The following is a 12,816-nucleotide window of genomic DNA, read 5'->3' on the forward strand; positions in this document are numbered from 1 at the left end:
GTCGTGTGGCCGTCGGTCCGCCCCGATCGCATGCGGAAATCCGCAGGTGGAAAACCGAGGGCGGAACCGAGCGCGCAAACCTAACCTCATCCGAAGAATCCCCGACGACGTGGAGACTCACATGCCAGGCGCCATCTATGCCGAAGGCCTGGTGAAGACCTTCGGCGACGTAAGGGCACTGGACGGCGTCGACCTCGATGTCCCCGAGGGCACGGTCCTCGGCCTCCTCGGGCCGAACGGTGCCGGCAAGACGACGACGGTCCGCTGCCTGACCACCCTGCTGCGTCCCGACCGCGGCAAGGCGGTCGTCGCGGGCGTGGACGTGCTCAAACACCCCGACACGGTCCGCCGCTCCATCGGCCTGTCCGGACAGTTCGCGGCCGTGGACGAATACCTGACCGGCCGGGAGAACCTCCAGATGGTCGGGCAGCTCTACCAGATGAAGGCCAAGGCGGCCAAGCAGCGCGCGGCCGACCTGCTGGAGCAGTTCAACCTCGCGGATGCCGCCGACCGCCCCGCCAAGACCTACTCCGGAGGCATGCGCCGCCGGCTCGACCTCGCTGCCGCCCTCGTGGTCTCACCGCCCGTGATGTTCATGGACGAACCGACGACCGGCCTCGACCCGCGCAACCGCCAGCAGCTGTGGGAGGTCATCAAGCAGCTCGTCTCCGGCGGTACGACCCTGCTGCTCACCACGCAGTACCTCGAAGAGGCCGACCATCTCGCCCATGACATCGCGGTGGTCGACCACGGCCGTGTCATCGCCAAGGGCACCTCCGACCAGCTCAAGGCCCGCACCGGCGGCGAGCGCGTCGAGGTCGTGGTGCACGAGCGCGCCCACATCGCGGACGCCGCCGAGGTGCTGCGCGGCTTCGGCAAGGGCGAGACCACCGTCGAGGAGCACACCCGCAAGCTCACCGTCCCCGTCACCGGCGGCGCCAAGCTGCTCGCCGAGGTCATCCGGGAGCTGGACACCCGCGGGATCGAGATGGACGACATAGGACTGCGCCGCCCCACCCTGGACGACGTCTTCCTGTCCCTGACCGGACACATGGCCGAGGCGGCCGATCAGGACGAGGCCAACGGCAAGGAGGCCGTGAAGTGAGTGCCGTCAGCGACGCCGTGCGCATCACGGCGCCCGGCAACCCCGTCAGCCGGTCCATCCGTGACTCGCTGATCGTTGCAAAACGCAATCTGATTCGTATGTCCAGAATTCCCGAGGTGGTGATCTTCGGGCTGATTCAGCCGATCATGTTCGTGGTGCTGTTCACCTATGTGTTCGGCGGCTCCATGAAGATCGACGGCAGCACCAGCGCCGAGGGTTACAAGAACTTCCTGATGGCCGGCATCTTCGCGCAGACCGTCACCTTCGCCACCGCCAGTTCCGGCGCGGGCATCGCCGACGACATGCACAAGGGCCTCATCGACCGCTTCCGCTCACTGCCGATGGCGCGCGGCGCGGTGCTGACCGGGCGGACCCTCGCCGACCTGGTCCAGACGGCGCTCACCCTGCTGATCCTCGCCGTCGTCGCGCTCCTGGTCGGCTGGCGGGTCGGGACCTTCCACGACACCAACGCCGGCCGGGTCCTCGCGGCCTTCGGCCTGCTGCTCCTGCTCGGGTACGCGTTCACCTGGATCGGCGCTCTCATAGGCCTGACCGTGCGCACCCCCGAGGCGGCCACCTCCGGCGGACTGGTCTGGCTCTTCCCGGTGACCTTCCTCTCCGGCGCGTTCGTGGACACCAGCAACATGACCCCGTGGCTGCGCCACATCGCGGAGTGGAACCCGTTCAGCGCCACCGTCCAGGCGGCCCGCGTGCTCTTCGGCAACCCCGGTCAGTCCCATTCGACCGCCTGGCCCATGGAGCACCCGGTCTGGGCCTCGCTGATCTACTCGGTCCTGATCGTCGTCGTGTTCCGCACCCTGGCCGTCCGCAAGTACCGCTCGGCGACCGCTTGACGACAGGACGACGCCCCCGGCGTCACGCGGACACCGGGGGCGCGATACGAATCTGGGGGCCGGCCTCAGCCCGAGTACGGCTCGGCCTTCAGGATCGTCACCGAGGCCTTCCTGCCGTTCGGCAGCTCGTACTCCGCGTCCTCGCCGACCTTGTGGCCGATGACGCCGGCGCCGAGCGGGGACTGCGGCGAGTACGTCTCGATCGCGGCGCTCGCGTACTCGCGGGAGGCGAGCAGGAACGTCAGCGTGTCGTCCTCGTCACCGTCGAAGGCGATCGTCACGACCATGCCCGGCGCGACGGCACCGTCCGCGGAGGCCGGAGCCTCGCCCACCTGGGCCTTCTCCAGAAGCTGGGTCAGCTGGCGCACGCGCAGCTCCTGCTTGCCCTGCTCCTCCTTGGCCGCGTGGTACCCGCCGTTCTCGCGCAGGTCGCCCTCCTCGCGCGCGGCCGCGATCTTGGCGGCGATCTCCGTGCGCGCAGGACCAGTAAGGTACTCAAGCTCATGCTTGAGCTTGTTGTACGCCTCCTGGGTCAGCCAGGTGACGTTCTCGCTGGTCTGGGTCACAGGGTGCTCCTCGTCGGTACTGGGAATACAAAGCATCGCCCTACCCAGAAGCATGTTCCTCCTTGGATGGGCGAAACCACGAGCCTAACAATTTCGCGGCCAAAGGGGGAGGACATAAGCCATCAGAATTGCATCAATGCAGGTCAGGGCCTATACATTCCGGGTGATGGATCAGTCCGCGTGACAGCCGAGCAGCTCGGCCGTCGTGCCCTTCGCCGTCGTACGGAGCGTGACGACCTTGTCGATGCGCGTGGCCGAACCGGTGAAGCGGAAGTCCGCCCGGCCCACCTCGGAGCCGTCGGCGCCCTGGGAACGCAGCGTGCAGTAGCCGGAGGCGCCCGAGTCCTTGTGGACCTCCAGATGCACCCGGACCGCGTCGTCGGACGCGTCGAAGGTGATCACCTGGGCGCTGATCTTGTTCTCCGCGACGTAGTGGTAGGCGAAGTAGCCGACCAGGACGAGCAGGGCCGCGCCGAGCACCGCCCCGGCGATCCTGAGCTTCCGGTCGGCACGCTCGTCCGAGGAGCGGCCGTAGCGGCCCTCGGGCAGCCGCGTGCTCGCCGTACTCATGATCGTCCTCCGGACCCCGGAATTATTCGCCCCCCGATTCGGTCACTATAGAAGCCGCCGATCGCACCCCAGGACACCGGGGCGCCGACTGACCAAGGATTGAGTCTTGACTGACCAGCTGCGACTGATGGCCGTTCATGCGCACCCCGACGACGAGTCGAGCAAGGGTGCGGCCACCATGGCGAAGTACGTGTCCGAGGGGGTGGACGTGCTGGTGGTGACCTGCACCGGCGGAGAGCGTGGGTCCATCCTCAATCCCAAGCTGCAGGGCGACACGTACATCGAGGAGCACATCCACGAGGTACGCAAGAAGGAGATGGACGAGGCCCGCGAGATCCTCGGCGTGGGGCAGGAGTGGCTCGGCTTCGTCGACTCCGGCCTGCCCGAGGGCGACCCGCTGCCGCCGCTGCCCGACGGCTGCTTCGCCCTGGAGGACGTCGACAAGGCGGCCGGTGAGCTGGTGCGGAAGATCCGCTCCTTCCGCCCGCAGGTGATCACCACCTACGACGAGAACGGCGGCTACCCGCACCCCGACCACATCATGACCCACAAGATCTCGATGGTGGCGTTCGAGGGCGCGGCGGACACCGAGAAGTACCCGGAGAGCGAGTACGGCCCGGCCTGCCAGCCGCTGAAGCTCTACTACAACCAGGGCTTCAACCGCCCCCGCACCGAGGCCCTGCACCAGGCGATGCTCGACCGCGGCCTGGACTCGCCCTACGGGGAGTGGCTCAAGCGCTGGAAGGAGTTCGAGCGTGTCGAGCGCACGCTGACCACGCACGTCCCGTGCGGGGACTTCTTCGAGATCCGTGACAAGGCGCTGATCGCGCACGCCACGCAGATCGACCCCGAGGGCGGCTGGTTCAAGGTTCCGATGGACCTGCAGCGGGAGGTCTGGCCGACGGAGGAGTACGAGCTGGCGAAGTCTCTCGTCGACACCTCCCTCCCCGAGGACGACCTCTTCGCGGGCATCCGCGACAATGCCTGACATGAGCGCAAGCGTGAGCCTGGCAGTGACGCACCTCGTCCCCCTCGCCAAGGAGGTCGACGAGAACAAGGTCACCCCCGGCGTCCTCGGCTTCGTCGTCTTCGCGGTGATGGCCCTGGCCGTGTGGGGCCTGATGAAGTCGATGAACAAGCACATGCAGAAGGTCGACTTCAAGGAGGTCCCCTCCGGGGAGGAAGCGGAAGGGGCCGGGCAGGGCAAGGCCTCCGGCCGGGTCAAGCCACAGCAGGGCTGAGGGGGCGGGGCCCGGCCGGTCCGGCACCTCCCCCCACCGCCCTGAGGGCGTGGGGCGGCCCCCTCAGTTCCCCGCCGTCACCGTCACCCCCATCACCTCCCGGGCGTGGCGGTCCGGGGTCATGTGGAGGCGCCAGGCCTGCCAGCCCGTCTCCAGGCTCACGCCCCGCTCCAGCAGCAGGGCGTAGGCCGGTATCCACTCGCCCAGCTTCTCGTCGCGCAGCGGATGCGTGGTGCGGGACAGCTGGGCCAGTTCCTCCTGGGCCACCGCCGTGCCCACCTCCACCCCGCCCGGTGCCGCGTACGGCAGCAGGGTGCAGCGCAGGAAGCGTGCCCAGTCCTCGCCGCGGCGGTCGCCGGACGACGTGAACAGGGTCAGCGCCTCGTCGCACAGGGCGAGCGCCTGCTGGATCCGGGCGTTGCCCGCGTCCACCACCGCCAGTTCCAGGCAGGTCCAGGCCTCGCCATGGGCGACGCCGATGCGCTGGAAGTCGGCGCGGGCGTCCACCAGCAGCTGGCGGGCGAAGCCCGAGTTGCGCAGGGAGCCGGTCTGCGCGGCCCGCAGGTCGCGGGTGGCCCGGGCCGAGTGGTGCCGGGCACAGGCGAGGCCGTAGACGTCCCGCATCCGGGAGAACATCGTGCGGGAACGTTCCAGGTCGCGGACCGCCTCGCCCAGCTCGCCGGTCTCCTCCAGGGCCTGGCCGAGGTAGTACAGCGTCCAGGCCTCGCCGCGCGCGTCCTCGTTCTCTCTGTGCCGGGTTGCCGCCTGGCGCAGGCCCTCGACGGCGGGGGAGGCGTCGCCGTCCACCAGTCGCGCCCGGGCCAGCTGGGTCAGCGCCCAGGCCTCCCCACGGGCGTCGCGCGTACGGCCGTAACGCTCCAGGGCGGCCCGCAGCTCCGTCTCCGCGCGCGGTACGTCGCCCATGCGCAGCGCCAGCTGGCCGAGCTGGAAGTGGGCCCAGGCCTCCCCGTGCAGGGAGCCGCCCTCGCGGTGCATCACCAGGGAGCGGGTCAGCAGGTCCAGGGCCTGAGACAGCCGGCCGCGGTCGCGCTGGACCGCTGCCAGCGCGTGCATCGTCCAGGCCCGGTCCGTCGCCAGCGCCGGGGCCGCCTGCAGGTCCAGGGCCTCCTGGAGCCTGGCGGCCGCCTCGGTGAGATTGCCCTGGTGGTGCAGGGTGATCCCGAGGGAGCACAGGGCGCGGGCCGCACCCGCGTCGTGGTGGGCCTCCCGGTAGAGGTCCACGACGGAGGCCAGGGTGGTGCGTGCCTTGTCCAGCTCGCCCAGCTGGCGGGCCGCGATACCGGTGCGCCACTGCACTGAGCGCACCAGCAGACCCTGGTCCACGGCCTGGGCCAGCTCGCTGATCTCGCCGAGCCGGTAGAGGTCGCCGCGCAGCAGGCAGTAGTCGCACAGCGCGCCCAGCAGGTTCTGCACGGCCGCCTGGTTCACGCCCTCGGCCTGGCGCAGGGCGGCCGTGATGAAGCTCGACTCGTCGTCCAGCCAGCGCAGCGCCTCGTCCAGCGAGGTGAAGCCGTGCGGGCCGAACCGGTCCGAACGCGTCGACATGTTGCCGTCGACCAGCCGCAGCACCGAGTCGGCCAGGTCCGCGTAGTTCACGATCAGCCGCTCCTGCGCGGCCGTGCGCTCGGCCGGGTCCTCCTCGTCCAGCAGACGGCCCTGGGCGAAGGCCCGCACCAGGTCGTGCAGCCGGTAGCGGCTGCCGCGCACATGGTCGATCAGGCCGGCCCCGGCGAGAGCGACCAGATGCCGCGTGGCCTCCTGCTCGTCGGTGGCCAGCAGGGCGGCGGCCGCCGCCGCGCCCAGCGAGGCACGGCCGGCCAGCGCGAGCCTTCTCAGCAGCCGGCGCGCGGTCTCCGGCTGGTCGGTGTAGCGCAGCCACAGCACCCGCTCCACGGGCTCCACCGGGCCGTACGCGTCCAGGTCCGTGGCCAGCTGACGGGGCGAGCGCGGGCCCAGCGCCGAGCCGGCGACGCGCAGGGTCAGCGGCAGGCCCCCGCACAACTCCCTGATCAGGTCGGCGGATTCGGCGTCGTACGGCCCCGAAGCGTCCTCGGCGGCCGCGTTCAGCAGTTCCTCGGCGCCCACCGCGTCCAGGGCCTCGACCGGCAGGTGGTGCACCCGGGCCGGCAGGTCCGCGGGCAGCTCCAGGGGCGTGCGGGCGGTGACCAGGACCAGGCTGTCGGAGCGCTCGGGCACCAGGGCACGCACCTGCTCCGGGTCCGAGGCGTCGTCCAGCACGATCGTCACCGGCAGGCCGGTCAGATGCCCGTGGTACAGCTCGCCGAGCCGCTTGACCTGCTGGTCGGGGGAGGAGCGCTCACGGAACAGCAGCTGTTCGCGCGGCGCGCCGAGCCGGTTGAGCAGGTGCAGCAGGGCGTCGCGGGTGGGCAGCGCCGGCCCCTCCCGGCTGCCGCCGCGCAGGTCCACGACGACCGCGCCCCGGAAGTGGTCCCTCAGCTCGTGCGCCGCGCGGACCGCGAGCGTCGTACGGCCGGAGCCGGGCTCGCCGTGCAGCACGACCACTGTCGGCCGGGTCTCCGTGGCCGCACGGGCCGCCTGCGCCCACTGCCTGATCCGCGCCAGCTCCTGGCGGCGCCCCGCGAACGGGCCGTCGGGCTCGGGAAGTTGGCCGAACGACTGCTCCAGCACCGTACGCCTGCGGGCCGCCGCGCTCTTGTCCGAGCCGCGCAGCGGCGGGCCGCCCGGCTGCTTCGGGCCCGTGGAGGCACTGAGCACCCGCTGCTGGTCGAGGAACGGACGGACACCGCGCACCTCCAGCGCGGTCAGCCACTGCAACCGCAGCTGCTCCGGGCCGCCGGGCTGCCCTGCCGCGCCCGCGCGATGGTGCGCGGCGGGCAGATGGGAACCGGCCACCTTCACCAGGGTGGCGGCGGCACCCACCACGCCCGCGGCGACGCCCGCGCCGACCGCCGTGCCGACGCCGGTGCCCAGGGTCAGATCGGCGACCGCTGCGCCCGCCGCGGCGACGGCGGCCACCAGCAAGGCGGTGCCGGCACCCTCGCGTGCGTAGCGCTGGCCGAAGGTGAGGCGGCCGGCCCCGGCCTCGTCGAGCGCGCGCGTGTAGGCCTCGTACTCCTCGGCGGCCGGTTGCGCGATGGCGTCCAGCGCACCGCGCGCCCGCGACAGCAGCAGCCGCCCGTCGGTCCGCCCGCCCAGGCGCCGTACCTCCTCCTCCACGGCCCGCGCCAGCAGCCGCTCGGCCTCCGCCCGATGGTCGTCCCGCATGTCCCGTCCCCCTCCGGCGGCAACTCCGTTGCCTACGAGTGTGCTTCGGGGGTGGCGGGAAGGCGAGGGGGCGGCGATCACCGAGTACGTGAGGGTTGGGTGGCAACTCCCTGCGCAGGGCCATGCCGCCCGGGTGCCATTCCGGGTGAACCCGTGGATCTGCCGGTGCTGTCGGTCCAGTACCCGGGCCTACCCGCCCACGACCCGGAAGACATCGGAGAACCCGCACCGGACGGCCACCCGGCACACCCTGCTGCCCGCACTCGAAAGACCACCCCGAACCCGCCCGGCACCCGTGATCAGATTTCACGCGAGGAGTCGATTTACAGGGCGAGTTGGGCAGACCGGTACAGCCCCGTTCGCCCAGACGCTTCAGCTTCGCGCGCGCTCCCCCGGTCTTCGCGGTCTCGGCCGCAAGGCCGATCCCCGGCACGATCCGCTTGGCGCGCACGGGCCCCGGAGCGTCCCCACGACCTCCCGGATCACCGCCGGCCGTGCTCGCGAGAAGCTCGCCGGCCGTCTCCCGCGTGATCACCGGCCGAGCCGGCCGCTCACGCCGACGCCCGGGGTAGCCGTTCGGCGCGCACCGAACGGCTACCCCGATCGGGATTCCCTCCGATACTCCGTTATAGCCAGTCGAACGAGCTGCCGCTTAATTCAACTGCGCGGCGAAGATTGAACCGCCCAGTTGGACACCGTCGTTGTGGTTGGCAAAATCAAAGGAAGTCCCATGAGCCTGCCCGAGCCCTGGTGGCGTGCAAGTCGAAGTTATGTCTCGGAGATCCTTTCACTGCTCGCAGCCGCGCCCGATCGAGAAGTCGTTCATTGGCGTGGCGAGTCCTTCTCCGGTGGTGACCTGATCCGGTCCGTGACTGAAACGTTCCTTGCGCTGCGCAACCGCGGAGTGGGTAAGGGGGATGTAGTCGCGATTCTGGTCGCACCCAACAGCCCTGAGACGCTCACCGTGCGGTATGCGACACATCTGCTCGGCGGCGGCGTGTGCTATTTGCGAACCACTAATCCTGGTACCAGGACGACGGTCCTTCCGCTGGATCACCAGATCCAAATCCTGCGTGACACCGGAGCCGTAGCCATCTTTGCCGATGCCGAATGTTCGGAGCGCGCGGCAGAGCTCGCCGATGCCAGTGGGATTCCGGTCACGCGAATTCAGCATGAGGAACGCGATGAGGCCGGCCAGGCCGATGGTGCCGATACCCCGGACGCCGTGTCATGGGATCCGGATGCGCTGGCCGTCATCAACTTCACGAGCGGCAGCACGGGACGGCCCAAAGGCATCCGGATAGCGGGCCGCGCGTGGGAAGCCACCATGCAGGCATGGATGGAGCTCGGCCGCTCGGCCGACTGCGCGTCGCTCCTGGTGGTGACCCCGCTGAGCCATGGCGTTGCCCCGATGGCGGACGCGGTCTTCGCCCTGGGCGGAGCGCTCTATCTCCATGAGAGCTTCGATGCCAAGGATTTCGTGGACACCGTCTCCGTGGAGAAGGAGATCTCGTGGACGTTCATGGCGTCGAACCACGTGTTCCACATCATCGACCTGCTGCTTGAGCGGGGAATCCGCGACCGTGACGCGGTGGAAGCCGCGGGCTTGTCATCACTGAAGCGGATCGTCTACGGCGGCAGCCCCGCGGCACCCGCCAGAATTACCCAGGGCTTTCAGATTTTCGGTCCTGTGCTGTGGCAGGGGTATGCCGCGACCGAGTGCGGTCGCATCACGACCCTGACACCCTCGGAGCACGGCGACCCGGAGCTTGCGGCTACCGTCGGGCGGCCCTTCCCCCGGGTGGAGATCGTCGTCTGCAACCAGGAATCGGGTGCGCAACTGACGGCGGGGGAGACCGGTGAGGTTCACGTCCGCTCGCCTCAGATGATGGACGGCTACAACGGCGACCCCGAGTTGACCGCGCGAGTTCTTCGGGACGGCTGGTATTCCACCGGAGACATCGGCTATCTCGACGAGCGAGGATATCTGACTCTCTTGGGCCGGGTGGCCGACGTCATCAAGGTCGGTGGCGTCAAGGTTCATCCCATAGTTCTTGAGGGGGAAATTCTTTCCCACCCGGGTGTTCGGCACGCCGCCGTCTACGGCGTGCGAGACGCCGACGGCAGCGATCACATCCACGCCGCAATCGAATGCGATCCGGCCGAGGTGGTCGAAGTGGAAGATATCTGCGCGAGAATTGCCGAGACGCTTTCCCCGATTCACGTGCCCGAGAAGATAAATGTCTTGAGCACGCTGCCGATGAACAGCAGCGGCAAGCCCGACAAAGTGCTCCTGAGGTCGCAGTATGCCTAGCGCAGACCGCTGGTTCGCACACCAATCCAACCGCTACGTCGAGAAGGCGAGTGAATGAACGCCCACCTGGCAGCATACCTGAATGGCAAAACCGCCGAAGATCTCGCTGAAAGCAAGCGCGAGTTCCTGGAGATAGGCCGTCGTTCCGGTGATTACCCCATGGCCACTGCGCGGCGCGATGGGGTGGATTCGGAAGTAAGCGTCTGGTGCAGCAACGACTATCTGGGAATGGGCCAGAACCGCCAGGCCATCGCGGCCATGCAGGCCGCGATCAACACCCATGGCGTCGGCTCCGGAGGTTCCCGGAACATCGGTGGGACCAACCACTATCACGTCCTTCTCGAAAATGAGCTGGCGGATCTGCACGGCAAGGAATCCGCTCTCCTTTTCACGTCGGGATACACGGCCAATGAGGGATCTCTCACCGTGCTGGCGGCGCTGCCGGAGGACACCCTCGTATTCTCCGACGCGAAGAACCACGCCTCGATCATCGACGGTCTCAGGCACAGCGGCGCGAAGAAGTACGTCTTCAGGCACAACGACGTCGCCCACCTGGAAGAACTGATCGCGGCCGCTCCCGCCGACTGCCCGAAGCTCATCGTCGTGGAATCGGTCTATTCCATGTCGGGCAACGTCGCACCGCTTGCCGAGATTGCCGACATTGCGGACAAGTACGGTGCCACGACCTTCATCGACGAGGTCCACGCGGTCGGCATGTACGGCCCGCAGGGCGCCGGCATCGCCGCGCAGGAAGGCATCGCCGACCGGTTCACGGTCGTGATGGGCACCTTGGCAAAGGGGTACGGAAACGTCGGCGGCTACATTGCGGGACCGGCGGCCCTCGTGGACGCGGTGCGGACGCTTGCCCGCTCGTTCGTCTTCACCACCTCGCTGCCGCCGGCGGTCGCGGCCAGTGCGCTGGCGTCGGTTCAGTACCTGCGGTCCTCCGATGTCGAGCGAAAGGCCCTCTCGGAGAACGCGCAGCTCCTGCACAGCCTTCTGATCGAGGCCGACATCCCGTTCATTTCGACGGACTCCCACATCGTTGCAGCCTTCGTCGGTGATGACGAGCTGTGCAAGCGGGCGTCCCAGCTGCTGTTCGAGCAGCACGGGATCTACGTCCAGTCCATCAACGCCCCCAGCGTGCCCGCGGGCGAGGAGATCCTGCGCATCGCTCCGTCTGCCGCGCACGAGCAGAAGGATGTCGAGGAATTCGCCCAGGCCCTTCATGGAATCTGGAAGGAACTGAACATCCCGACCGCGAGCGCCCGCGCCGCCGCGAAAGACGGACTGCTGCCGTAATGGCCATGTCAGTTGCCGGCGTGCTGGCCGACACGGCGGCGCAGCGGCCCGACCACTCGGCCGTGATCTACGAGTCCGAGCATTTCAACTACGGATGGCTGTGGGAACAGGCCCGTCGCTACGCCTCCGTACTGCGAGCCAACGGGGTACGGCCAGGAGACCGGGTCGCCATGCTCCTGGTCGACACCCCGCAGTTTCCCGTCGTGTACTTCGGCGTGCTGGCGGCCGGCGCCGTCGCGATCCCGCTGAGCGTCATGTCGACCGCGTCGGAGATCGATCACGTACTGACCGATGCCGACGCCCGTTTTCTGGTGTGCGCCGCCTCCTTGCTCGCCCGGGCGAGAGAGGCGGCGGAGCCGCTCGGCACGGTGCTCCTCACCGTCGGCCCGGGTCCCGCGGGCACGGTCGACCTGGAGAGCGCGGCACAGGACACGGCGCCGATCGACGATTGGGCGGTGCGGGAACCCGACGATGTCGCGGTCGTGTTCTACACGTCCGGTACGACGGGTGAGCCGAAAGGGGTGATGCTCACCCACCGGAACATTCTGTACAACGTCGAGAGGATGGTCGCCACTCCGTACATGTTCCGGAGTGACGACGTACTGCTCGGGTGTCTTCCGCTGTCGCACGGCTTCGGCCAGATCTGCGGCATGCTGACTGGATTCCGCGCCGGCATATCCATCGTCATGATGCCGAGGTTCTCCGGACGGGAGGCCCTCGCGTTGATGACGGAACACCGATGCACGGTGTTCATGGGCGTGCCGACCATGTATTTCAAGTTGCTCGATGCGGTGGCCCAGGGAGAGCCGGTTCCTCGGCTCGACCGCGTGTACAGCGGGGGATCGGCGCTTCCGGTCAAGGCCCTCGAGGATGTCCGCAGCACGTTCGGATGTCCTGTGTACGAGGGCTACGGGATGACCGAGACCTCCTGCAGCGTTGCCTATCACTATCCCGGCGTGACTTTTCGATCCGGAACAGTAGGTGTTCCGATCACCGGCATCACTGTCGGTATAGCTCAGCCGAATGCCGACGGGATCGATCTCCTGCCCGTCGGTGAGGTGGGCGAGATCGTGGTGCGCGGCCCGAACGTCATGGCCGGATATCTCGGTCGCCCGGATGTCACCGCTGAGGTTCTGATCGACGGTTGGTTCCGCACCGGCGATCTCGGCAGGCTGGATGGCGACGGCTACCTTTCGGTCGTGGGCCGTAAGAAGGACTTGATTCTGCGTGGCGGATACAACATCTATCCGCGCGAAATCGAGGAGATCCTCGTCGGGCATCCGGCCGTGGCGCAGGTTGCGGTGATCGGTGTTCCGCACCCTGTGCTCGGTGAGGAGGTCTGGGCGATTGTCGTGCCTGCCCGGCCTGAGGAAGTCACCTCTGGATCGGATGAAGAGATCATCGAATGGGGCAAACAGCGTCTCGCCGCATACAAGTACCCACGTCGAGTTGAGTTCATCGACGCTCTCCCGTTGGGGTCCAGCGGGAAAGTTCTCAAGCGGATGCTCGTCTCGAAATACGAGCCGGCCGTCAGCTCGTAACGGCAAACGAAACAGAATCACATCGGCGTAGCACCCGCGGCACGGCTGCGGGTGCT

10 protein-coding genes are annotated in these 12,816 nt (G+C 68.5%); 7 read left to right on the top strand and 3 right to left on the bottom strand.

Annotated features, from left to right (window positions below; genetic code table 11):
• The first annotated feature begins 121 nt into the window (after positions 1-121).
• Together AQI88_RS23045 and AQI88_RS23050 are read left to right on the top strand one after the other, a co-directional pair.
• The gene (locus tag AQI88_RS23045) at positions 122-1,105 is read left to right on the top strand and encodes an ATP-binding cassette domain-containing protein (RefSeq protein WP_067002521.1); all 984 of its coding nucleotides are present in this window, start codon (positions 122-124) and stop codon (positions 1,103-1,105) included.
• On the top strand, positions 1,102-1,959 hold the full coding sequence (locus AQI88_RS23050) for an ABC transporter permease (RefSeq protein ID WP_067002523.1): 858 nt from the start codon (positions 1,102-1,104) through the stop codon (positions 1,957-1,959). Before AQI88_RS23045 ends, AQI88_RS23050 begins: the two co-directional genes overlap by 4 nt.
• A gap of 65 nt (positions 1,960-2,024) precedes the next feature.
• Here the strand turns inward: AQI88_RS23050 and greA are convergent, their stop codons facing one another.
• Positions 2,025-2,525, bottom strand: a complete 501-nt coding sequence (gene greA / locus AQI88_RS23055) for a transcription elongation factor GreA (protein ID WP_067002525.1) — start codon at positions 2,523-2,525, stop codon at positions 2,025-2,027.
• A 171-nt stretch (positions 2,526-2,696) separates the two neighbouring features.
• On the bottom strand, positions 2,697-3,095 hold the full coding sequence (locus AQI88_RS23060; RefSeq protein WP_067002527.1) for a DUF4307 domain-containing protein: 399 nt from the start codon (positions 3,093-3,095) through the stop codon (positions 2,697-2,699).
• 106 nt (positions 3,096-3,201) lie between these two features.
• On the opposite strand from AQI88_RS23060, the gene mca reads away from it, so the two are divergent.
• Positions 3,202-4,083: a mycothiol conjugate amidase Mca gene (gene mca / locus AQI88_RS23065; protein WP_067002529.1), complete on the top strand. Its 882-nt coding sequence runs from the start codon at positions 3,202-3,204 to the stop codon at positions 4,081-4,083.
• Positions 4,076-4,336: a hypothetical protein gene (locus AQI88_RS23070; protein WP_079057742.1), complete on the top strand. Its 261-nt coding sequence runs from the start codon at positions 4,076-4,078 to the stop codon at positions 4,334-4,336. The genes mca and AQI88_RS23070 overlap by 8 nt, the downstream gene beginning before the upstream one ends.
• A 63-nt stretch (positions 4,337-4,399) precedes the next feature.
• Here AQI88_RS23070 and AQI88_RS23075 read toward each other — a convergent pair whose 3' ends face one another.
• Complete coding sequence (locus tag AQI88_RS23075; RefSeq protein ID WP_067002533.1) at positions 4,400-7,603, bottom strand: tetratricopeptide repeat protein; 3,204 nt, start codon at positions 7,601-7,603, stop codon at positions 4,400-4,402.
• Between the two features lie 730 nt (positions 7,604-8,333).
• Between AQI88_RS23075 and AQI88_RS23080 the strand changes: the two genes are divergently transcribed.
• From AQI88_RS23080 to AQI88_RS23090, 3 genes are read left to right on the top strand one after another with little or no spacing between them, the layout of a single operon-like run.
• Positions 8,334-9,917: a class I adenylate-forming enzyme family protein gene (locus AQI88_RS23080; protein WP_067002535.1), complete on the top strand. Its 1,584-nt coding sequence runs from the start codon at positions 8,334-8,336 to the stop codon at positions 9,915-9,917.
• 54 nt (positions 9,918-9,971) lie between these two features.
• Positions 9,972-11,219, top strand: a complete 1,248-nt coding sequence (gene hemA / locus AQI88_RS23085; protein WP_067002536.1) for a 5-aminolevulinate synthase — start codon at positions 9,972-9,974, stop codon at positions 11,217-11,219.
• Positions 11,220-11,224: 5 nt separating this feature from the next.
• Positions 11,225-12,760 (top strand): long-chain-fatty-acid--CoA ligase, encoded by a 1,536-nt coding sequence (locus AQI88_RS23090; RefSeq protein WP_317933597.1) that lies wholly within the window; start codon positions 11,225-11,227, stop codon positions 12,758-12,760.
• Positions 12,761-12,816 lie beyond the last annotated feature (56 nt).

Source organism: Streptomyces cellostaticus, from assembly GCF_001513965.1.
In the GTDB taxonomy this organism is placed as follows: domain Bacteria; phylum Actinomycetota; class Actinomycetes; order Streptomycetales; family Streptomycetaceae; genus Streptomyces; species Streptomyces cellostaticus.